The organism is Pseudoalteromonas sp. S554 (assembly GCF_005930865.1).
GTDB classification, from domain to species: domain Bacteria; phylum Pseudomonadota; class Gammaproteobacteria; order Enterobacterales; family Alteromonadaceae; genus Pseudoalteromonas; species Pseudoalteromonas marina.
In genome coordinates this window covers 1-24921 of the sequence record NZ_PNDV01000055.1, presented here as the reverse complement: position 1 = coordinate 24921, position 24921 = coordinate 1, and the positions used below count along the sequence as shown (strand labels likewise).

The 24921-nt window shown below is 40.0% G+C and carries 13 protein-coding genes and 1 pseudogene; 11 read left to right on the top strand and 3 right to left on the bottom strand.

Translation table 11 applies throughout. From position 1 onward, the window contains the following. Positions 1-72 precede the first annotated feature (72 nt). Entirely contained in the window at positions 73-1089 is a 1017-nt protein-coding gene (sohB, locus tag CWB65_RS12980; protein ID WP_033019059.1) for a protease SohB, read from the top strand. A gap of 77 nt (positions 1090-1166) precedes the next feature. On the opposite strand, the gene CWB65_RS12975 is transcribed toward sohB, so the two are convergent. Continuing rightward, positions 1167-2498 carry a dicarboxylate/amino acid:cation symporter gene (locus tag CWB65_RS12975; protein WP_008131535.1) on the bottom strand — a complete coding sequence of 444 codons (1332 nt, stop codon included), beginning with the start codon at positions 2496-2498 and terminating at the stop codon, positions 1167-1169. Positions 2499-2689: 191 nt separating this feature from the next. Here CWB65_RS12975 and CWB65_RS12970 point away from each other — a divergent pair, with 191 nt between their 5' ends. Beyond that, the gene (locus CWB65_RS12970) at positions 2690-6040 is read left to right on the top strand and encodes an autotransporter outer membrane beta-barrel domain-containing protein (RefSeq protein ID WP_008131537.1); all 3351 of its coding nucleotides are present in this window, start codon (positions 2690-2692) and stop codon (positions 6038-6040) included. 244 nt (positions 6041-6284) lie between these two features. Next, positions 6285-8993: a type I DNA topoisomerase gene (gene topA, locus CWB65_RS12965; RefSeq protein ID WP_010557475.1), complete on the top strand. Its 2709-nt coding sequence runs from the start codon at positions 6285-6287 to the stop codon at positions 8991-8993. A gap of 171 nt (positions 8994-9164) precedes the next feature. On the opposite strand, the gene CWB65_RS12960 is transcribed toward topA, so the two are convergent. Then, positions 9165-9407 (bottom strand): hypothetical protein, encoded by a 243-nt coding sequence (locus CWB65_RS12960; RefSeq protein WP_006792156.1) that lies wholly within the window; start codon positions 9405-9407, stop codon positions 9165-9167. A 230-nt stretch (positions 9408-9637) separates the two neighbouring features. On the opposite strand from CWB65_RS12960, the gene CWB65_RS12955 reads away from it, so the two are divergent. Next, on the top strand, positions 9638-10192 hold the full coding sequence (locus CWB65_RS12955) for a TIGR00645 family protein (RefSeq protein ID WP_010557473.1): 555 nt from the start codon (positions 9638-9640) through the stop codon (positions 10190-10192). Positions 10193-10260: 68 nt separating this feature from the next. Here CWB65_RS12955 and CWB65_RS12950 read toward each other — a convergent pair whose 3' ends face one another. Beyond that, positions 10261-11883 carry an alpha-glucosidase family protein gene (locus CWB65_RS12950; RefSeq protein ID WP_138740749.1) on the bottom strand — a complete coding sequence of 541 codons (1623 nt, stop codon included), beginning with the start codon at positions 11881-11883 and terminating at the stop codon, positions 10261-10263. Between the two features lie 660 nt (positions 11884-12543). Here CWB65_RS12950 and CWB65_RS12945 point away from each other — a divergent pair. The 7 genes and pseudogenes from CWB65_RS12945 to CWB65_RS19925 form a co-directional block, all read left to right on the top strand. After that, positions 12544-15330 carry a TonB-dependent receptor gene (locus tag CWB65_RS12945; RefSeq protein WP_006792153.1) on the top strand — a complete coding sequence of 929 codons (2787 nt, stop codon included), beginning with the start codon at positions 12544-12546 and terminating at the stop codon, positions 15328-15330. Positions 15331-15445: 115 nt separating this feature from the next. Then, entirely contained in the window at positions 15446-16939 is a 1494-nt protein-coding gene (locus CWB65_RS12940) for a tryptophan halogenase family protein (RefSeq protein WP_138740748.1), read from the top strand. Beyond that, the gene (locus tag CWB65_RS12935; protein ID WP_138740747.1) at positions 16939-18795 is read left to right on the top strand and encodes a glycoside hydrolase family 13 protein; all 1857 of its coding nucleotides are present in this window, start codon (positions 16939-16941) and stop codon (positions 18793-18795) included. Before CWB65_RS12940 ends, CWB65_RS12935 begins: the two co-directional genes overlap by 1 nt. A gap of 88 nt (positions 18796-18883) precedes the next feature. Continuing rightward, positions 18884-20743, top strand: coding sequence for an alpha-amylase family glycosyl hydrolase (locus CWB65_RS12930; protein ID WP_138740746.1), 1860 nt, complete (start codon positions 18884-18886; stop codon positions 20741-20743). Next, positions 20736-22235 carry an MFS transporter gene (locus tag CWB65_RS12925; RefSeq protein ID WP_138740745.1) on the top strand — a complete coding sequence of 500 codons (1500 nt, stop codon included), beginning with the start codon at positions 20736-20738 and terminating at the stop codon, positions 22233-22235. The genes CWB65_RS12930 and CWB65_RS12925 overlap by 8 nt, the downstream gene beginning before the upstream one ends. A 9-nt stretch (positions 22236-22244) precedes the next feature. After that, positions 22245-24656: a glycoside hydrolase family 15 protein gene (locus CWB65_RS12920; RefSeq protein ID WP_138740744.1), complete on the top strand. Its 2412-nt coding sequence runs from the start codon at positions 22245-22247 to the stop codon at positions 24654-24656. 83 nt (positions 24657-24739) lie between these two features. Then, a pseudogene (locus CWB65_RS19925) lies at positions 24740-24921 on the top strand (hypothetical protein); the annotation flags it as partial.

Genomic DNA, 24921 nt, shown 5'->3' with positions numbered 1-24921 from the left:
GCCACTTTAAAGTGGCTTTTTTTTGCTTAAAAGCATGATAAATTAGCGTAAATTTAAAATCGGAGAAACCAGTTGGAATTTTTATACGAGTACGGTTTGTTTTTCGCCAAAACAGTTACCTTTGTTATTGCGATAGGAGTTATTTTAATGATGCTTGTTGGCGCTGCTGTGAAGCCAAAAGCAAAAAAGGGTGAAATACAAATTGATGATGTGTCGGCTCAGTTGAGTGAGCTTAAAGAGGATTTTTTACAAAATACATTAAGTAAAAAAGAACTTAAAGCGCACGATAAAGAGCGAAAAGCGCTCGACAAAAAGTCAGATAAAGAAGGCTCAAAACCTCGCCTTTATGTTGTTGATTTTATTGGCAGCATGGATGCACATGAAGTTGAAAGTTTAAGAGAAGAAATTACGGCAATTATTTCAATTGCAGACCCTAAAAAAGATAAAGTCCTCATTCGCTTAGAAAGTGGTGGTGGGGTAGTCCATGGCTATGGGCTTGCTGCATCGCAATTGCAACGCATTAAATCGGCAGGTATACCACTGAGTGTGTCAATCGATAAGGTAGCAGCGAGTGGTGGTTACATGATGGCTTGTGTAGCTGATGAAATATTGGCAGCGCCTTTCGCAATAGTTGGCTCAATTGGTGTGATAGCACAAATTCCAAATTTTAATAAAATCTTGAAAAAGAATGATGTTGAGTTTGAACAAATTACCGCAGGAGAATTTAAACGAACCTTGACCTTGTTTGGTGAAAACACAGACAAAGCGCGTGAAAAATTTAGAGATGAAATTGAACAAACTCATGATTTATTTAAAACGTTTGTCAGTTCACAGCGCCCAAGTTTAAATATAGACCAAGTTGCAACGGGTGAACATTGGTTTGCAACGCAAGCAATAGAAAAAGGATTAGTTGACGTAATTAAAACAAGCGACGATGCATTACTTGAACAGCAAAGCGAACGTCAAATATACAAAATAAAATACAAAGTAAAAAAAGGACTAAGCGATAAATTTGCGCTTGGATTAAGTAGTGGCGTTAATAAAATAGGCATAAACTTGCTGTCTAAGTTTAAATCACTAAATCCTTAAGTACGGCATAAAGTGTTACGCATAAAAAACCCTGATAACTATCAGGGTTTTTTTATAGCTTTAAAACTGCATGGCCATTAGTCAATCGACTTATGGTAATCCTCTAAATCTTTTGCAGCGTTAGGGTCGTTAAATATAGCTTCATCTAACTCACCTTCGCTTTTAGCAACCGCGCAAGTAACCATACAGTCGCCTGTAACATTTACAGCAGTACGAGTCATATCTAATAGTCTGTCTACACCAATAATTATGGCGATTCCTTCTACCGGTAAACCAACTTGGTTAAGCACCATTGCTAGCATAATTAAACCAACGCCCGGTACACCCGCCGTTCCTACAGACGCAAGCGTAGCTGTTAATATTACCATTAAGTAATCCGATACCGTTAAATCAACTGCAAAAACCTGTGCAATAAATACCGTAGCAACACCTTGCATGATTGCAGTGCCGTCCATGTTAATAGTCGCACCGAGCGGAATAGTAAATGATGCGACAGAATTACTAGCACCTAACTTTTTAGTTGCAGTTTCAAGTGTTATTGGCATGGTTGCACTAGAGCTTGATGTACTAAAGGCAAATAAACACGTGTGTTTCATTTTTGCTAAGAAAGTGGCAGGGTTTAAGCCGGTTAAGAGCTTTAATAATAAGGTGTAGTTTACAAAGGCATGAAACAATAGCGCTAATACAACAACACCAAAGTATTTAGCTAAGCTTACAATCAAATTAAGTTCAATCGTAGTAAATAGTTTGGCCATTAAAAAGAACACACCGTAAGGGGCAATGTTCATTAGTAACGTTACTAACTTTAAGATAACGGTGTTTAAATCTTCAAAAACGGCTGCAACACGTTTACCTGCTGAGCCACTTAAAGCCATAGCAATACCAAATAGTAATGCAAATACAATCACTTGTAACATGTTGCCTTTTGCCATTGCTTCAAACGGGTTGGTTGGAAACATATCAATAATAACACGAGCGAGGGTCGGAGCTTCCTTCGCATCGTAACTTGCTTGAGATGGCAAGCCAATGCCTTCACCTGGGTTAAATAATAAGGCAAGAGTCATAGCAACCGTTATAGCGATTGCAGTTGTAATCAAATACAAGCCAATCGATTTTCCACCTAATCGGCCTAATTTTTTAGGGTCACTTAAGCTGCAGGTACCACATACCAAGGACACAAAAACAAGAGGAACAACGAGCATTTTTAGGCTGGCAATAAAAATTTGCCCACCCACATGAAAAATGCCGTCAACAAAAAAGGCTTTAATTGGCAAAGAGAATAATCCAAGAGGGATTAGATAATCGTCTTGACCAGCTAAGATTGCTTGAAATATAAAACCAACTGTAACACCAAGCACCATACCAATCATGATGCGAGTAGTTAAACTTAACGTACCGATTTTTGACATACACCGAATCTACTTTTTATAAATTTGCCATAGACTACCAGTAAGAAATTATTTACTACAGAAAAAATTAGTATTTACACGAAATATTTTTGTACAAAAAAGTAATAAAAAACTGTGATTTTAGACTAAGTTATAGGTTAATATGAGGTAAACAACATATTGTTAATAATAACAACGCTAGGGAGAGGTTCATGCCTTTAATGCGACTACTCGGCATTTTATTGCTCAGTTTATTACTCACAGCCTGTGGTGGCGGTGGATCAATTGAAAAAAGCGGTACAGTTGGTGACACTGATACGGACACAGATACAACAACTTACACGTTAACGCTACAAGGGTACTCTCAAGCAGACGCAACTAAATCAAATAGCGTGACGAATACTGCGGCATTAGATTTACGTGCAACCCTAAAAGACAATGATGGCGCTGTTGTTGCTGGTAAACGCATTACCTTTACGTTGGCTGACGATATAGGGGTTTTAAACCCTGATTCAGCCCTGACACAAAACGATGGCATAGCAACAATCGAGTTAAGTGCAGGCTCTGAGGCAGGCGCTGGTGAAGTTACTGCCACCTACAATGGCGATGATGAAACGTATACAGCCACGTTTGCATTTCAATCAACAGGTGGCCAAGGTGACGACACGGGTGTGAGTGGCTCAACAACTTTAGAAGTCCAAATTGTTGACCAAAATGGTGATAAATTTAACAGTGCTAACCCTGTAACTGCGGATAACGTTGGTGTTGTTGTTGCTACACTTAAATCAGATGGTGTTGCTGTTGCGGATAAACTCATTTCTTTTAATACCAATTTTACGGGCGTTATAACGCCAGAGCTTGGCACGGCAATTACTGATGATTCAGGCGAAGCTCGCGTCACATTGGGCAGTGGTGTTGCAACGGGTGCTGGCCAAGTTGTAGCAAGTTACGCTCCAGCAAGTGGTACGAGCGTTAGCAACACGGCTGTCTTTTACTCATCGGGTGATGGTGCAGCGCAAGATGAAGCGCAATTTTCGGTATCTATTAAACTACTAACAGGCTGTAATGCTGATTGGGATGATAACCGAAGCAATGTTAAATTAGACCCTTTATCTGCAGCATCTGGTTGTACTGTGACCAACAGTATTTCATCTTCTGAATTGGGTGAGCTATTTGTAGAAGTCACTAATGAACAAAGTGGCGAAGGCAGTAAAAACGCACTCGTAAATATTGAAACTAATTTAGGTACAATTTTACCTTCATCGGGCACTGCTTTAACTGATAACTTTGGTATTGCATTATTGAAGCTGCAACCGGGCAATACTGGTGGCGCAGGAACCGTTACAGCAACGGCTCTCGATGAAAGTGCATCTTTAAACTTTGCAGTGGGTATTGCAAATTTAACGCTTAGCGTTGATAACGGCTTGAACACCAATGATGACGGTAGTGTAATACCACTTAAAGCAGGTGGTAGTACTGTAATTGAAGTAACGCTTACAGACGAAGATGGTAATTTATACTTAACGGCTACTGACGTTGAATTTAGCTCTACCTGTGCGATTGCTGGTGAGTCAGTCATTGATGACAGCGTAAAATCGTCAAATGGTATTGCAACAGCAACTTACAGAGCAACAGGGTGTAACATTGACGATGATGTAACTATTACTGTTGAAACAGGCGGACAAAACTTTACTGAATCAACGGTTATACCCGTGGAAAGTTCTGCAGTACAGTCTATTCAATTTGTGGATGTAAGCGAAACATTTATTGCGCTTCCACCAGGCGAAGGTGGCCTTCCAACTCAATCAATCGTTACTTTTAAACTTTTAGATGCTGACAATATAGCGTCTTCTCAGCAACGAATAGACTTTAAACTAACAGATTCGGTAGGCGCTGCAAATTTAACGCTTACCAGTGGCAACACAGATAACGAAGGTTTGGTACAAACGACAGTAACGTCAGGTATTGTGCCTGGGCCTTTAGTTGTGAAAGCGTGTTATGTGTCTAAAGACGATGTTAAAGCACTTCCAGAGGGTGATGATTTAACGTGTTGGGTTGATGACTTCCAATTGTGCCAAACTGATCCTAGCAATGAAATTTGCCCAGAGGGTACATTAAACCTGATCCCACTTTCTGAGCAAATTAGTTCTGTTTCTGCTCAGCTTACACTTGCCTCGGGTGTAACTGACCAAAACAGCTTTGATTTAAGCCCAACAACATTTAACACTAACTCGCTTTACTACAACGGTATCATAACCGATTTAACTGTATTTTTTGGTGACCAGTTTAATAATTACAACGGTGACGGTGTTGAAGCCACAGTGCTTTCAGAAGCCGGTGTGGTTGGTTCTTCAAGCAACGAAGAAACATGTAAAACAACCGATGCAACCTGTGTTGTTACATGGCGCTCTCAAGGTGACCGCCCATTTGAAGATTACAAATGGGGCAACAGAATAGGCGATATCGACGGTAATGCGTCTACAACTGAGGGTATCAATCCTAAAACAGGCCAAATTAACTGTGACCCTTACTTTGGCGCAGCTGCACCGTGTATTAATGGTATTACCCGCGCTAAAAATGACGAAAATGGCGTAGTAATGGGCGGGCGCGTAAGTGTGCTTGCAGTTACTAAAGGTCAAGAGAATTTTGTTGATGAGCAATCAACTGATGATATAAAGCGTACGAATGGTTTATTTGATATTGGCGAGTACTACGCTAGCTACGATTTACCTGAAGCCTTTATTGATCACAACGAAAATAACAGCTTTGATAAAGCGGATTGTAGTGATGCACGCGGCGATGATTACGACCCTGTATCAGATGCGTGTTCAGAGTTAAACTCACGTGGTGGCCATAACGAAACGTGGCGTGACTTAGACAACGACGGTATCTACGATGCGGCTGACGGCCTATACAATGGTTTATTATGTAGCGAAGCTGCAAATGCTGCAGGCGAATGTTCACGAGAGTTGGTTGAGGTTCGTAAAAACATAGAGCTAGTTATGTCAGGCGATGAACCATATGTGCGTTTCTCTGTGGTTAAAACGGATGCATTACCAGCACCATTTGAAGTATTTGTTCCTGCGGATTGTTCAAGCTCAGTATCTGGTAACAGAACTTTTGTAGAGTTAGAAGAGTCCGATGTAACTGAACGTTGTGATGTTGCTGCAATAGACCTTTCTGTCAACAATGTTGAAATCGCTAACCCAGATTTCGATCCTAATGACCCTGATGAAACAGACCCTGAAACACTTACCGTGGACATTGGTTTAACATCAATGGCTGTTCGTATTCACTACACAGATGAATTTGGTAATCCATTACCTGCAAACACGGTAGTGTCTTTAACAACGAGCAATGGCGATCTGTCAATTATTAGTCACAGTGAAACAATACCTAATACCAACACAGATAAACCGATGTACTCAGATGTATTAATTTCACGAGAGACTGATGGTAACGACCAAACAAGTGGGGTTTTAAGTATTACTTTTGAATTTGAAAACCAACTAGGGGCCAGTAAAACGGTCTCGACAGGCATCACAATTTTCGATGATGTTTAAGTTATCGTAAAAAATGCCAACCTTTAGGTTGGCATTTTTCTTTGTGTTCTATATATTCCACAGCAATTATTCTAAAAACACCAGTTTGTCTAAATTAGCAACAAAAATTGTTCGTTTATTCAGTAAATACTGAAAAGTTTGTATTAAAAGCTTGTAACAACTAGTGTTTGTAGATATACCTATAAATATTCGCACCGCTAATGCGGTAAACACATTTTCAATATTTGGTTAGAAATAGGCAACTATGGGCAAATCGCTAGTAATTGTAGAGTCACCTGCTAAGGCTAAAACAATTAATAAATACTTAGGTAATGACTTTATCGTAAAGTCCAGTATTGGACATGTACGAGACTTACCTACCTCAGGTTCGAGCAAAGCAAAAGTGCCGGCAACTAAAACGCCAGCAGAAGTGCGTAAAATGCCACCGGATGAGAAAGCAGCTTATAAACAGCAACGAGATTACACAAACTTGGTTGCACGTATGGGGATTGATCCTGAAAAAGGCTGGCAGCCTCATTACGAAATCCTACCGGGTAAAGAAAAGGTTGTTCAAGAATTACAAAAGCTGGCCGAAAAAGCAGACCAAATATACCTCGCAACGGATTTGGATAGAGAAGGGGAAGCAATTGCTTGGCACCTTCAAGAAATAATCGGTGGTGAACCAGAAAAATACAAACGCGTTGTTTTTAACGAAATTACTAAAAATGCCATTCAGCAAGCGTTTGAAACACCGGGTGAGCTAAATACTGACATGGTATTTGCTCAGCAAACTCGTCGCTTTTTAGACCGTGTTGTGGGCTTTATGGTATCGCCGCTTCTGTGGGCAAAAGTAGCGCGTGGTTTATCTGCAGGGCGAGTACAGTCAGTTGCAGTAAGATTACTCGTAGAGCGTGAGCGTGAAATAAAAGCGTTTATTCCAGAAGAGTTCTGGGATATTCATGCAGATGTTAAAAATAGCGAGTCTGACTTACGTTTAGAAGTCACTAAACAAGCAGACAAGCCATTTAAACCTGTAAATGAAGCACAGATCAAAGAGGCGGTAAAAAGCCTTGAGAGTGCAGAATATAAAGTTGTTAATGTTGAAGAAAAACCGAGTAAAAGTCGCCCAAGTGCACCTTTAATCACATCAACAATGCAGCAAGCTGCCAGTACACGTTTAGGTTATGGTGTTAAAAAGACCATGATGCTAGCGCAGCGATTGTACGAAGGTGGTTATATTACTTATATGCGTACTGATTCAACAAACTTATCGAAAGATGCTGTTGAGATGTGTCGTGAATACGTTACAGAGCAATTTGGCTCAAAATATCTGCCAAAAGAACCAATTAACTACAGTTCTAAAGGTAATGCACAGGAGGCACACGAAGCGATTCGTCCTTCTAGCGTTACTGTGCTGTCTGGACACCTTGAAGGTGTAGATGCCGATGCTAAAAAGCTTTACGAATTAATATGGCGTCAATTTGTAGCGTGCCAAATGGTACCTGCAGAGTACGATTTAACAACCTTAACTGTTGCGGCTAACGATTTTCAGCTTAAGGCAAAAGGGCGTGTGCTTCGTTTTGATGGTTGGACCAAAGTGCAACCAGCTGTTCGTAAGAAGAACGAAGAAGATCAATCACTCCCAGCTGTTGCAGTGGGCGAAACACTAACACTTGTTGAACTTGATCCTAAACAGCACTTCACTAAGCCACCTGCGCGCTTTAGTGAGGCAAGTTTGGTAAAAGAGTTAGAAAAACGAGGAATAGGTCGTCCATCTACTTATGCTTCTATCATTTCTACAATACAAGACCGTGGCTATGTGCGGGTAGAAAACCGTCGTTTCTTTGCTGAAAAAATGGGTGAAATTGTAACCGATCGTCTGGTTGAAAACTTTACCGATTTAATGAACTTTGATTTCACAGCAAAAATGGAAGGCCGTTTAGATGATATAGCAGAAGGTGAGCGTGTATGGACGCAAGTACTGGATAAGTTTTACGCTGATTTTTCAACACAATTAACCATTGCAAAAGACGAACCAGAACAAGGTGGTATGCGTCTTAATGAAATGGTTGAAACTGATATAGAGTGCCCTACCTGTAGCCGTAAAATGGGTATCCGCACGGCATCAACGGGTGTTTTCTTAGGGTGTACAGGTTATAACTTACCACCTAAAGAACGTTGTACTACTACTATGAATTTAGTGTCGGGCGATGAAGCGGTTGCCGCTGATGTTGAAGATGAAGAAACAGAAAAATTAATGCAAATGAAGCGCTGTCCCGTTTGTGAAACAGCGATGGATTCGTATTTAATCGATGAGACCCGCAAGTTACATGTATGTGGTAACAACCCTGCGTGTAAAGGGCATATTGTTGAGCAAGGCACGTTTAAGATTAAAGGTTATGACGGTCCAATTATTGAGTGTGATAAATGCGGCTCAGACATGGAACTTAAATCTGGACGTTTTGGTAAGTACTTTGGCTGTAATAACGAAGAGTGTAAAAATACACGTAAGTTACTAAAGAATGGTGAAGCTGCTCCGCCTAAAGAAGATCCAGTTCATATTCCTGAATTAGAATGTGAAAAATCAGAAGCCTATTTTGTATTACGTGATGGTGCTGCAGGTATTTTTTTAGCTGCAAATACATTCCCTAAATCGCGTGAAACTCGAGCCCCTAAGGTTGAAGAGTTAAAACGATTTAGAGATCGTATATCCCCTAAATTCTACTATTTAGCGGACGCACCAGGTCAAGACCCAGATGGTAATCTTGCTGTTGTGCGCTACAGTCGTAAAAACAAAGCGCAGTATGTTATGACTGAGATAGACGGCAAAGCAACTGGTTGGACTGCTCATTATGAAGCAGGTAAGTGGGTAGAAGAAGCTAAGAAAAAAGCTGCACCTAAAAAGAAAGCTGCTGCTAAAAAAGCCCCTGCTAAAGCAAAACCTAAAGCAAAAGCAAAAAAAGATGAAAAGTAACTAAAGCGCGTTTTTAACACCTTATAGTTACAAAAAACCGGAATGCACAGCATGTGTCTATTCCGGTTTTTTTATGCTTAGTAATTGTGCTCGCAACGGCTTTTTGGCTGTTCAATTAGCTAAGCATAGCTAGCCTCAAAGGCAGGCTTAAAGCATACCTTTGAGTCAGGGTTAGATTTTTACAGAAGTTACTTTTTGATAGCCTTCTGATTCAAGCTCATCATTTACGCAATTTAAAACATACGCGTAAAGGTCTTCATTCATTACATCGTCGTCTTTAGCCCAGTTAACACACATCTCAGTGTACTCTTTTACCATTTGTGCTGATGCTACTGGTGTGTCGTCTGCTACTGAGTATGTTGCATATACTGCAAATAGTGACGCTGTAAGTGATGCAAGTAATGCTTTTTTCATTCGTTTATTCCTAAAAAATGGTTTTATAGCGGTGATTGTCGCTATTAAACAAACATGTCCAAGCAGAACGCTTCTGTTGGTATGCTGAATTTAATCGAATTTTAAATAAAAGATAACGAAATATATTTATCGTAAAGATAAGTTTATTTATGAGCCGTTTTTTTATAATTATTTGTATAACCTTAATTAATACGTTACTGTCGCCTTTTTTTTAATTCATAGAATAATAAATGACACCTAACACTCCCGTTACACCCAAAAAAAACATTCAATCAACCAATAAAATAGAGCATGCATTGGAGTCGTTTATTTTTAAAGGACGTTGGTTGTTAGCGCCTTTTTTTGTTGGCCTTTTGTTTGCAGTTATTTTGTTATTAATAAAGTTTTTTAAACAACTTTATTTAATGGGGATCGCTACTTTTACCGCATCAAGCCAAGATTTACTAGTAGGCATATTGACGCTGGTTGATACAGCGTTACTTGCAGGCTTATTGTTAATTATTATATTTAGTGGATACGAAAACTTTGTTTCTAAACTAGGTATAGATAATCATGAAGATAAGCCATCTTGGATGGGTAAAGTGGGGTTTTCAGGGCTGAAAATGAAGCTTATCAGCGCAATCGTTGCAATATCGGCTGTTGAACTATTAAAAGTGTTTATAAATTCAGAGGCGCATTCAAACGACGAGCTATTATGGAAAGTAATAATCCACGTTACTTTTGTGATGTCTGGAGTGTTGTTTGCATTTACCGATTACCTCAATAGTAAAACCCATAACCATTAAATTTACCTACAAAAAAAGCCCATGTTATTACATGGGCTTTTTTGTAACTAATTAGCGGTTAGCATCAATTAGCACTGTGCGTAATAGCATGCAAACGGCGCTAATAGTAATTCATCGTTCGTTACATGGCCTTTATGGTGGCTAAGCTCACTAAACTCTGTTAATACTTCAGTTGGCATCGATAGCGATGCTTCAGCGCTACTTAAATTAAAAACACACAACATTTTTTCATTTTCGAATGTTCTGTAAAAAGCAAGTACAGGCTCATGTGTGTTAATAAATTCAATATCGCCTTCAAGTAGCACGGTTTTTGTTTTTCGCCACGCCATAAATTCACGATAAGCATTTAAAATAGAATCATGATCATGTGTTTGCTGTTTTACAGATTGCTGCTTATGCTGCTCGTCTACAGGAAGCCATGGCTTAGTGCCACTAAAGCCTGCATGGTGTAAATCGGCATTATCCCATGGCATCGGCGTTCTACAGCCATCACGGCCTTTAAAGTTTGGCCAAAAGGTTATTCCATACGGATCTTGTAAATCCTCAAAGGCTACGTTTGCTTCCCCTAGGCCTAATTCTTCACCCTGGTACATACATACGCTACCGCGCAAGGATGCGAGTAGGGCGGTGAGCATTTTACATTGCTGTGAATTAACTTCGCCATTTTGACTCCAACGGCTTGCTACACGTTCAACGTCGTGGTTGCTAAACGCCCAACAAGGCCAACCTTCTGTCATTCCTCTTTCAAGGGTTTGCACGGTTGTTCTTATATACTCACTTGAATAATCGTTAGTCAAAAGCTCAAAGCTATAACCCATATGCAGCTTATCACCGCCTTGTGTGTACTCTGCCATAGTGGCTAAAGAGTCTTCTGACGAAATTTCACCTAGTGATACAGTGCCTGGGTATTTATTAAGTAACGCACGAATATCTTGCATAAACTCAATATTTTCAGGTTGGGTATTATTGTAGTAGTGGTATTGAAATGCGTAAGGGTTGTCTTCACTGAAACCACGGCCTTGGCGTTTTTCTTTTGGTTTTGCAGGGTTATCACGAAGCTGCGCATCATGATAACAAAAGTTAATTGCATCGAGTCTAAAACCATCAACGCCTTTTTTAAGCCAAAATTCAACGTTATCTAGCACTGCTTTTCTAACATCTGGGTTATGAAAATTTAAATCGGGTTGTTCAGTTAAAAAGTTATGAAGGTAGTATTGCCCTCTGCGTGGTTCCCATTGCCATGCACCGCCGCCAAAAATTGATAACCAGTTATTTGGTGCAGTGCCGTCTTCTTTAGAGTCAGCCCATACATACCAATCGGCTTTGTCGTTACTTTGATTTTCACGGCTGTCTAAAAACCATTGATGTTGATCTGACGTGTGGCTTAACACCTGGTCGATAATAATTTTAATATCGCGGTCGTGTGCTTGTTCAATAAGCTCGTCGAAGTCGTTTAAATTGCCAAATAAAGGGTCAATATCACGGTAGTCACTAATATCGTAACCAAAATCTTTCATTGGAGATTTAAAAAATGGCGAAATCCAAATAGCATCAACACCTAAGCTCTTAATATAATCAATACGATTAATTATTCCTCTTAAATCACCAATACCGTCGTTGTTGCTATCTTGAAAGCTACGCGGGTAAACTTGATAAATAACCGCACCTTTATACCACTGCTTTTGGGCCATGCTTTTCTCCGTCATTCCAAACAGTTTTTTAAATTCTTATATGTGATTATGGTAAATCACGTTATTTGCAAAAAGCATACGTGAAGGCCGAGATACTGTAAAAAGACTGCATACGTATGCACAAAAATAAGCATGTTTGTGTGACTTCAAAAAGCGTCTATTTAGTTTTTAGGAAGCGTTGCCATTAAATTGAATCTGTTTACCAATTGCATGTAATTAAAAAGTAACACGGCATAGCACCTCGCAAGTGCATATTTTTGCTGGATTGCACTATGATAGTGATTGCATGTAATGGTCTTACCAATTTCACATTGATATTTATTAGTTAAATTTAGCCAATGGTGTATAGATCTAATTTATTTCTTAATAATTACAAGCTGTTAAAGCAGGTTTAAATCATTAGGCTATTTTGCATAATTGTAATATTCGGATAAAATTGGTTGCACCAATAAATATCATTTAAAACAATGTGTTACTAAGTTTTGTGTGAAGTTTATGTTAATTTATGTTTGTTTTATAAGGCTTGAATACGTATGCATAAACTTGTTAATAAAATAAACCAAGCGTTAATATCCATCCTGACAACAAAATAAGCTCGCCTCGGTTTACTATCACTAAACAATTGAGCGGGTATCACAATATGGGTAACGGGAAAACATCATGTCTATGTTCAAACCAAGTATATTAACTCTGGCGTTAGCTGCTGCTGGCATTACTAGTTTTGCAGCAACTGCAGCGGAAGAAAAACAATTAAAAAATGATGACGTAGAAGTTATCGAAGTTAAAGGTTTTCGTGGCAGTATTGTAGAATCAATCAACACTAAACGTTTTTCACCAGAAGTCGTTGAGTCTATCTCTGCAGAAGATATCGGTAAGTTACCTGATTCGTCGATTGCTGAGTCTATCGCTCGTTTACCTGGCTTAACAGCACAGCGCCTAGACGGTCGTGCAAGCCGAGTGAGTGTTCGTGGCTTTAGCGAAAACGAAAGTGCCACTACATTTAATGGTCGTGAGCAAGTATCAATTGGTGATAACCGTGGCGTTGAGTTCGACCTTTACCCATCTGAAATAATGAGCGGCGTAACTGTTTATAAAACACCAAGTGCGAGTATCGAAGCTGAAGGCATCGCCGGTGTTATCGACATGCAAACCGTTAAACCTTTAAGTAAAGGTGAACGTGTAATCATGTTTAATGGTCAACTTGAGCAAACTGGTTTTGGTAAGCTTAATCCAGACGGTGATGATCAAGGTTACCGTGGTACGGTTTCATACATTGACCAATTTGCAGATGACACCATTGGTGTTGCGTTTGCTCTAAACACAATGAGTTCACCAAACCAAGAAAAGCGTTGGAACTCATGGGGTTACCCAGAGTTTACTACTGAAGATGGTCAATCATATTCTATATTAGGTGGTGCTAAACCATACGTACGTTCTTCAACGCTTGAGCGTGATTCAGCAATGCTTGTATTAGAAGCTGCACCAACTGATAAATTAAATATGACGTTTGATGCGCTTTATATCGACTTTTCAGATGAACAAATTTTGCGCGGTATCGAAATTCCATTTGCATGGGGTCAAGGTTCAATTAGCTCAGATTCAACAACAGTTGATGCTGAAACTGGATTTATCACAAGTGCTGTGACTGAAGGTCAGCGTGTTGTTGTTCGTAACGATCATCAAGAACGAAAAGCCGAATTAACGCAGTTTGGTTTTAATGCAAAATACGATATTAACGACAGTTGGAGCACAGAGTTTGATATTAGCCGCTCTGAGGTTGAACGTCAGCTATGGAGCATTGAAAGTTATTCAGGCACAGGTCGAGGTGATGCTAATGGTGTTGCTGACAACATTGGTTATATGCTTGATGGTGGTAATACAGGTGCACAATTTTCTCATGAGCTAGATTACAGTGACTATAACCTAATTCAATTAGGTGGCCCGTTATCGTGGGGTGGAAGTAAAGCCCTTAATGACAAATATGGTTTAACTGACACACCATTTCAAAATACAGCACAAGATGGTTTCATCAATGCGCCAGAAGTGAATGATGAACTAACCACGTTAAAACTTGCTGCAACTAAAATTCTAGACAACGAATACGTTAATGCTGTTAAATTTGGTATGTCTTATCGTGACCGTGAAAAATCAAAGTTATCTGAAGGTTATTTTTTAACACTTAAAGATTTTTCTCTATCTAACCCAGGTATGGTTTCGGTTCCAGAGCAGTACCGTTTAGGTTCAGCTAGCTTAGACTTCATTGGTATGGGCGATATGATTGCCTACGATACTCGTGCCCTAATAAACGATGGTTACTATGATTTACTTCAAGAGAGCCTTACAGACCAAAAACATAAAACACAGTCGTGGACAGTCCAAGAAAAAGTAACAGCCTTCTTTGTTCAAGCTGATATTAACGCAGAAATTGGATCAATTCCGGTAACAGGTAATGTGGGCGTTCGCTATGTTAAAACTGAACAGTCTTCACAAGGTTCAGCTGCTAACACAGTAGACGGTCTTGTAGTTGTTACACCAACAGACGTAAGTCACGACTACAGCCACGTTTTACCAAGCATTAACTTGTCGTTTGCAATCGACGAAGAACAAACGTTACGTTTTGGTGCGGCTAAAACTATTTCGCGCGCATTATTAAACGATATGAATGCGTCAATCAATGCATCATACGGGCAACAACCAGATGATAATGGTAACTTTTGGAGTATTTCAGGTGGTAACCCTAAACTAGAGCCAAAAGAAGCGACAGGCTTTGATATCAGCTACGAAAATTACTTTAATGCAGAAGGTTACTTCTCTGCAGCGGTTTTCTATAAAGATATCAACCAGTGGATATTTGATGGTACTTACGCAGTCGATATGTCTGGCGTAGCTAATCCTGCAACGGGTGAAATACCAGCAACTTCTTCAGGTACTGGTAATGGTAAAGTAAATGGCGGCGGCGGTGACCTATGGGGTTACGAGCTTTCTCTTGCGCTACCGTTTAACGTATTTCATTCTTCACTTGATGGCTTTGGTTTAATTGCAAGCCATACAGGCATTGAGCAAGACGTTGAAGATCAAAATGGGAATGAATATGAACTTGTTGGCTTATCTGACCAAATAGATAGCTTGACTGTTTACTACGAGCGTAATGGTTTCCAAGCACGTACCAGCATGCGTAAACGTAGTGACTTTAAAGGTAATGTAAATGGATTAGGTCTTGCTGCAACTCAAGTTGACATTAAAGGTGAAACAATTTGGGATGCACAATTGGGCTTTGATTTTGGCGAAGCAGGTGTTGATAGCTTAGATGGCTTAAATGTAACCTTCCAAGTACAAAATATTACTGAAGAACCGTTTACCACTTTAAGTGGCGATAACGCGCTGCAAGTACGTGACTACCAAGATTATGGTCGTACGTTCTTATTGGGCTTTAGTTACAAGCTATAATAAACGTTGTGTGTAGAAGCCCTTGTAATTTATTTTACAAGGGCTTTTTTATAGCTACTTTATCTAAATTTTATCAAACTTAACAAAGCTTTGGCTTGTAGAAGTGGGCAATACTATGAAACCAATAAAAAACGTTGTTATTGCGGGTGGTGGGACCGCTGGTTGGATAGCCGCAGCGCTACTTAATAAAGTGTTAGGTAAAGTAATTAACATCACCCTTATAGAATCCAGCAGTATTGGTACTATTGGCGTTGGTGAAGCGACCATTCCGCCTATTATTCAGCTCAACAATGCGTTAGGTATTAATGAACAAGACTTTATAAATGCTACTAATGCCTCTATAAAGCTTGGCATTGAGTTCGAAAACTGGAAAACACCATCACATAGTTACATGCATGCGTTTGGCTCGTTTGGTAAAGACTTTCCGTTTTGTGACTTTTATAACTTTTGGGTAAAAGGGCAAATTAGTGGTAGTGAGGATTCTTTATGGGATTTTTCACTTAATTACCAAGCAGCTAAAAAGCACAAGTTTGCACCACTAAGCGCTATTCCTAATACACAGCTACCTGGGATAAGTTACGCTTTTCATTTTGATGCGACCTTATATGCTGAGTACCTTAAAAAACTGGCATTATCACGCGGTGTAAAACACATCGATGCAAAAATAGAGCGTGTTACTCAGTGCCCAAATACAGGCCAAATTAACAGTCTAACGCTTGATAATAATAGCCAAATAGAGGGGGATTTATTTATAGATTGTACGGGGCAACGTGCACTTTTAATTGAGCAAACGCTTAATACAGGGTTTGTTGATTGGTCGCATTATTTACCATGCGATAGCGCCGTAGCAGTGCAATCAACAGGAAGTGACGAATTAAGGCCTTATACGCGTTCTATTGCACATAACGCAGGCTGGCAGTGGCAAATACCGTTGCAAAATAGAACAGGAAACGGGCTTGTTTACTGCAGTCGATATTTATCTGACGAGGGCGCGACTGCACTTTTACTTAATAACTTACCGGGTGAACCTACAACAGATCCTCGCTTAATAAAATTTAAAACTGGGCGACGCTTAAAGCAATGGCATAAAAATGTGGTAGCAGTGGGGCTTTCAAGTGGGTTCTTAGAGCCGCTTGAGTCTACCAGTATTCATTTAATTCAAAGTGCGGTTATACGTTTAATTAAGTTATTTCCTCATAATGGCATTAGTGATGCGCTTGTTACTGAATTTAATAAGCAAAGTGTTACTGAAATAGAACATATTCGCGACTTCATTATTTTGCATTACAAATTAACCGAACGAGAAGACTCGCCATTTTGGCGCCAATGTAAGCAAATGGATATACCTCAATCGCTAGCTCATAAAATAGATTTATTTAGGCAAACAGGCAAGGTAGTGCGCGAAAACGACGAGCTATTTGCAGAAGTGGCTTGGCAGCAGGTGTGTATTGGACAAGGTCTTATTCCCGAGGATTATAACAACATCGTTGACTCACTCAGTAGTGAACAACTAAACGATTTATTCTCAACACTAAAAACGCTTATTACCTCAACGGTAGATCAATTACCCACTCATAAAGATTTTTTAGCAAAAATTAAAAAGGCCTGATGATGCAACTTTTAAAAAAGCTTTTACTTGTAAGTGCCTGTACTTTACCAACCATTAGCTACGCACTTGACGTTGAGCCAGCTAATTGGTGGGTTGGCATGAACAAAAACACGATTACCATCATGGTTGATGAGCAAAACATTGCAAACGAGCAAATTAAATTAGCTAAATACAACGGCGTTAAGTTAAATAAAGTAACCCGTACCGATAATCCAAATTATGTATTTTTAAATATTACCATTACCGACGCCGCTAAAGCCGGAACGCTTAAGTTTAATAGCAGCGAAACGAGCAATAACTTTGAGTTTCCACTTCTTGAACGAGATAAAAACAGCGCTCAGCGTAAAGGGTTTACATCAGCTGATACGCTTTATTTAATTAACCCCGATCGATTTGCTAATGGTGATAAAGAAAACGATACCGTCCCTAGCATGTTAGAAGCAGCAAGCCCGAGTATAAAAGGTGGGCGCCACGGTGGTGATATTCAAGGCGTTATAAACGCGCTTCCCTATTTAAATGACTTAGGCGTAACACAGCTTTGGCTAACGCCTGTGCTTGAAAACAACATGCCTAATTATTCTTATCATGGATATGCAATTACAGACTTTTATAAGGTTGACCCACGAATGGGCTCAAACCAGTTATACAAAACGTTATCTGTAAAAGCAAAAGAGCAGGGTATAGGCCTTGTAATGGATATGGTTCTTAACCATTTTGGCTCTGAGCATACTTGGGTTAAAGATAAGCCAACTAAAGATTGGATTAACTTTAATGGTGAGTTTAATAAAGGCAAGAATGCCACCAGCCATGCGCGCCAAACCATACAAGACCCACACGCCAGTGAGTACGATAAACGCCAGTTTAACGATGGCTGGTTTGTCGAAACCATGCCTGATTTAAATCAGCGCCAACCACTGTTAAGTGAATACTTAATTCAAAATGCGATTTGGTGGATAGAATACGCCGATTTAAGCGGCATACGCGTTGATACCTACTCTTACTCAGATAAAGCATTTTTGAGTGATTGGACAAAAGCCATAATGCAAGAGTATCCAGACTTTAATATTGTTGGAGAAGAGTGGACGTCTAACCCTGCTATTGCTTCTTACTGGCAACGTGGCAAGCATAATCAAGATGGGTATACATCAAGCTTACCAAGCGTGATGGACTTTTCGTTGCAAGAGTCGGTAATTCAAGCGCTAAATGAAGATGAAAGCTGGAACACGGGTTGGGTTAAAGTATATGAATCGTTAGCTAATGACTTTTTATACCCTGATACAAATAACATTATGGTGTTTGCCGATAACCATGATATGAGCCGTGTTTACACTGAGCTAGGTCAAGATGTAGCCAAAACAAAAATGGCGATGACCTTGTTTTTAACCACACGTGGCATACCGCAAATGTATTACGGTACGGAAGTACTATTAGATAACACCCCAAGTAAAGACCATGGCGATATTAGAATTGACTTTCCTGGAGGGTTTGATGGGCAAACACGTAACGCCTTTACCAAAGAGGGCTTAACAAAACAGCAAAAAGAGATGCATAACACCATCAGTACGCTGCTTAACTTTAGAAAAAACAGCTCAGCACTAGATAAAGGTAAACTTGTACACTTTACGCCTCAACAAGGGGTTTATAGTTATGCACGTATTGGCGATGAGCAAACTGTGTTGGTATTTATGAATAAAAACACAGAGGCACTACAAAAAAATATTGAGTATATGCAAGAGGTAATGCCTAGCAGCATAACAGCATTTAATTTATTTACTCAAAAAACACAAAAGCTTGGCAAAACTGTTCAATTACCAGCTATGAGCGCAACTGTATTAGTTATCAATAAGCCACAATAGTGACCTGAATACGTATGCAGCAACTGTATGGTTGCTGCAGTAATCTTTAGTATAAAGTTAATAACAATACTGACAAAAAAGACACACAATGAAAAAATCAGTTTATATACCCGCAGTGCTGTGTAGTGCACTTATTGCTACAGGGTGTTCAGAAAATAATAAACCTGAACAACAGCAAACACCTGCACATACGCAAAATGAGCTTACCAAGCCAGTTGTGTATCAAGTTTTTACCCGTTTGTTTGGTAATACCGAGACAGCTAATGTGCCATGGGGCACTAAAGAGCAAAACGGTGTAGGTAAATTTGCCGACTTTAACGACGCAGCCCTAAAAGGCATTAAAGAGCTAGGTACCACGCACGTTTGGTATACCGGTGTGTTACACCACGCGTTAGTGGGCGATTATACCGACTACGGTATTTCAAAAGATGACCCTGATGTAATAAAAGGTCGCGCAGGCTCACCGTACGCGATTAAAGATTACTACGATGTTAACCCCGATTTAGCTGTTAATGTAACAAACCGCATGGGAGAGTTTACCCAGCTTATTGAACGTACACATAGCCATGGCATGAAAGTCATTATTGATATAGTGCCTAACCATGTGGCACGTAATTATGAATCGCTAGGTAAACCTAAAGGTGTTAAAGACTTTGGTGAGCAAGATGACACAAGTAAAGTGTACGATAAAAATAATAATTTTTACTATGTACCAGGAAAGTCTTTTCAAGTACCTACAGATGTTAATTACCAAGTCCTAGGTGGCAATGCTCATCCACTTGCGGACGGCTTTTTTGATGAAAACCCAGCAAAATGGACCGGTAATGGTGCACGAGCGCCAAAACCTGACATAAACGATTGGTACGAAACCGTAAAAGTGAATTACGGTGTTAAACCAGACGGCAGTTACGACTTTCCAACACTACCAAAAAACATAGAAACGAAAGATTACCGTGTTCATTATGCGTTTTGGCAAGATAAAGAGCTTCCTAATAGCTGGTATAAATTTAGAGATATTGCATTGTTTTGGCTCGACAAAGGGGTTGATGGCTTTAGGTATGATATGGCTGAGATGGTACCTGTCGAATTTTGGAGTTTTTTGAATTCATCAATAAAAATGCAAAAGCCAGATGCCTTTTTACTGGCTGAAGTTTACAACCCAAAAATGTATCGCGCCTATATTCATCAAGGAAAAATGGATTTTCTTTACGACAAAGTGGGCTTTTACGATACGTTAAAGGCCATTATGCAAAGCAAGCAGTCAGCAAACACTATTTTTGATGCGCATAAAACTGTTGCAGACATAGAGCAACACATGTTGCACTTTTTAGAAAATCACGACGAGCAACGTATCGCTAGCCCAGACTTTGCAGGAAATGCAGTTTGGGGTAAACCCGCCATGGTGGTTTCTAACTTAATTAGTCGAGCACCAAGCTTATTATACTTTGGCCAAGATGTTGGTGAGGATGGATCTGAAAATGCCGGCTTTGGATCGCCTACTCGCACCAGTATTTTCGATTACATAGGCGTTCCCGCTCATCAAGCATGGATGAATAACGGTAAGTTTGATGGCGCAAAACTCACTAACGAACAAGCTGCTTTGCGTGAGTACTATAAAGCAATTATGGCTTTAAATAGCTTACCTGCTGTTGTAGGCGGCGATATGCAAAAGCTTAACCTTACAGGTAGCGATCGTATTGTTGGGTTTAGCCGAACGCTAGGGCAGCAAACAATTTTGGTACTAAGTAACTTCAGTGAGCAAACACAGAGTATCTCCGTTGATTTATCTCAGGAGCAAGTAACAAAACTGGGAGAAAGCTCACTAATTGTTGATTTACTTGAGCAACACCAAGTGGAACTTAAAACACACTCACAAGGCACCAAATTTAACCTGACACTTGATGCATTTAGCAGCGCAGTATTAATAAATAAGGCTAATAATGAATAATCAAAATAATAATACCGATAAGCCAAATTTAAGTTTTTGGCAAATATGGAACATGTGCTTTGGCTTTTTAGGCATACAGTTTGGTTTTGCTCTGCAAAACGGCAATGTAAGCCGAATATTTCAAACATTAGGCGCACAAGTTGATGATATTCCTATTTTATGGGTTGCAGCTCCGCTTACAGGCTTAATCGTTCAGCCTATTATAGGTTACTGGAGCGATAAAACGTGGGGGCGCTTTGGCCGTCGTCGTCCGTTTTTCTTTGTGGGCGCTGTGTTAACAACACTTTCGTTGTTTATTATGCCGCACTCGCCAACACTTTGGATTGCTGCGGGTATGTTATGGATCATGGATGCCTCAATCAACGTGACAATGGAACCGTTTAGAGCGCTTGTTGGTGATAACCTGCCAGAGAAACAACGCGCGACAGGTTACGGTTTACAAAGCTTTTTTATTGGTATTGGAGCGGTGTTAGCCTCGGCGCTACCATGGATGATGACCAACTGGTTTGATGTCAGTAATACCGCAGCTCCAGGGCAAATTCCTGAATCTGTTAAATATTCATTTTACTGGGGTGGAGTAGTTTTATTAGTTGCTGTTTTATGGACTGTGGCACGCACGAAGGAATATAGCCCAGAACAACTTGCTGAATTTGAACAGCAAACAGCAAAATCTACGACTGCAATTATTGCTGATATTAACTTTAATAAAGGTGCTATTATTTTTGTGGTGTTAGGTTTAGCAACCCTTGCATTAGTTATGGGTTTATCGCTTGAAAAAGAGCTTTACCTATTAGCCGGTGGATTATTGGCATTTGGTATTGTTCAGTGGATTGCAGCCGCGCTTAAAAGCGCCAACAAAACACAAGGTGGCTTTTACCAAGTAGTACAAGATGTTTTTACGATGCCAGAGGCCATGAAGCAACTTGCATGGGTACAGTTTTTTAGCTGGTTTACTTTATTTGCTATGTGGATTTATACCACTTCCGCTGTAACAAGTTTTCACTATGGCAGTAGCGATGCAACTTCTAAAGCATTTAACGATGGCGCAGACTGGGTGGGTATTTTATTTGCAGCCTACAATGGCTTTGCCGCAATTGCAGCTATGTGTATTCCGTTTTTAGTAAAGAAAATGGGTTTAAAAGGCGCACATTGTTTTAATTTATTGCTAGGCGCGTTAGGCCTTGCAAGCTTTATGTTTATACAAGACCCTAAAATGTTACTTATACCTATGATAGGCGTAGGGTTTGCGTGGGCGTCTATTTTATCGCTGCCTTATGCCATGTTAAGTAACGCCTTACCAAGTAATAAAATGGGCGTTTATATGGGCATTTTTAACTTCTTTATTGTAATACCGCAGTTACTCGCCGCTAGCATTTTAGGGCTTATTTTACGCCATGTATTTTCTAACCAGCCTATTTACGCCTTATTAATTGGTGCAGCCTCATTTGTGGTTGCCGCTGTAGCCGTAATGCGCGTTAAAAATTCTAATTAAGGACACACAATGAAAAAATACAACCTTATAACCGCCTCACTTTTAGCCTTAGGTTTAACAGCTTGTGGCGCACAAAACACAAGCACAACTAATGAAAGTACTTCAGCAAAAGTCACATCGGCACCAGGCGCCCCAGGGGTAGAGCCATTTTGGGCGTATGCAGGCAAAACAGGTATTGGCACATCGTTTGAAGAATATAAAAACGGGCAGTACAGCGATACAGCCGCAACAGGCAATGTGTCTAAAGTATGGTTTTCTATTGCTCAAGGAGTGATCACCGAAACCATGTTTGGGCTTATTCACCAAGCGCAAATAAAAGACATGCAATTTATAGTAACAGGTAATGATTTTACCGTTACCGAAGCGGATGACTTAGACGTAAGCATTGATTACTTATACAAAGATGAGCAAGGCAGACCGCTTTCGCTTGCTTATAAGGTAACAAGTACCGATAAGCAAGGCCGCTTTAGCTTAGAAAAGCACATATTTACCGACCCAGATACACAAACATTATTTGTACGAAGTGTGTTTAATACTCAATTAGAGGGTCTAAAAGCCTACGTTAACGTTAACCCGTACATTAACAATAACGGGTTAGGTGACTTTGCTAAAACAACAGATCAAGGACTTGTCGCATGGGAAGGCGATAACTATTTAACATTACAATCAAGTTCACCTTTTAAAGCTAAAACAGTAGGATTTACAGGTGAAAGTGATGGTATTAATGCACTTAAAACAACGCAAGCAATTAATAATCAGTATACAAATACCGGTGAAGTTTCAGGTAATGTAAACATGCTTGCAGAACTCGGTGATATTAGTAACAACACCACATTTGATTTAGCGTTAAGCTTTGGCAAAACGCAGCAGCAAAGTATTCAGCAAGGCGAACAAAGTTTGGCTAAGGGCTACCAAGCCGTACTCGATCATTACAACGGTAAAGGCGATGCGCTAGGTTGGCAAGATTACCTACAAAGCCTTAAACCACTAAATACAATGACTGAACAAACTGCCGATAACGGCAAGCTTTTATACACCAGTGCTATGGTTTTAAAAGCGCAAGAAGATAAAACACACGCGGGTGCGCTTATTGCGTCACTGTCAAACCCATGGGGCGAAACCGTATCTGCTAAAGAGGGCTCTACGGGTTATAAAGCGGTATGGGTACGCGATTTTTATCAAGTAGCTATGGCTTTTATGGCGCTAGGCGATACCGCTACAGCTAAAACAGCGTTCGAATACCTTGAAAAAGTACAAGTTAACAGCAGTACACCGGGTAACAATGGTGATACTGGCTGGTTTTTACAAAAAACACATGTTGATGGTGAACTTGAATGGGTGGGTGTACAGCTTGACCAAACAGCCATGCCTATTATGCTTGCTTGGAAACTTCACCAAGCGGATGTGTTAAGCGATAAAGAGCTAAAAACTTGGTACGGCAAAATGTTAAAACCTGCAGCTGACTTTTTAGTTGATGGAGGCCTTGCTAAAATTTTATGGAACGACACGCAGATCACTCCACCGGCAACACAGCAGGAGCGTTGGGAAGAGCAAGAAGGATATTCTCCTTCTACTACTGCCGCAATTGTTGCAGGCCTAATAACAGCAAGCGACATAGCAACACTTAGCGGTGATGATAAAAATGCTAAGCGTTATTTAGAAACGGCTAAAAAGTATAACAGCGAAATAGAATCGCAAATGTTTACTACAGAGGGTAATTTAAAAGGCGAAAGTACCGATGGTGAATATTTTATTCGCATTGGTCAGGACACTGACGCCAATTCAAACACTAAAATTAACGCCAATAATGGCCGTGAAGGGTTTAATAAAAAGCAAATTTTAGATGGTGGTTTTTTAGAGCTAGTACGCTATGGCGTTCGCGGTGCTAACGACGAAAGTATTGTTAAAACACTGCCTGAGTACGATGACGAAACGCTTGAAGATAACCTACAAGTTAAATATAGCTTTAGTTTTGAAGATGGGACCGGCACATTTGCAGGCTACCGCCGTTACGGTAACGACGGTTACGGCGAAGATGAAGTAATAGGCACAAATTACGCAGAAGGTGGCGCTAACACACCAGGCCAACGTGGTCGTGTATGGCCATTTTTCACCGGTGAACGTGGCCATTACGAAATAGCGGCAGCCAACGCTACCAAAACATTGAATGATGCTAAGCAGGCTGATATTAGAAATAGTTACGTAAAAGGTTTAGAACAATTTGCGAATGAAGGCATGATGCTGCCTGAGCAAGTATGGGATGGTGTAGGTGTCAACAAAGCGGGTTATGAACTAGGCGAAGGTACTAATTCAGCAACCCCACTGGCATGGACTCATGCTGAATACGTTAAGCTAGTGCGCTCACTAAGTGATAAACAAGTATGGGATCATTACCCAGTTGTTGAGAAAGCACTAAAGTAAATTTAGTGACTTAGTAAATAAAAAGCCACGCTTACTGAAGTGACCCCCAATAGTTGGACAATCCAATTACTGGGGGTCTTTTTATGTCCAAGCACAAAAGAATATTTAAGTTAAAGCTCGCACAACTTGCTGAGCAGGAAAACTCTGAAGCATTAAGTAGAAGTACAATATTAGCGCTCGGCTTATTCGTTATTGGTTTCAGGTCTACCTGCTTAATGGGTCAAAGTGTTTTATCCATAAACAGTTACCTTATTCAGGCGAGATC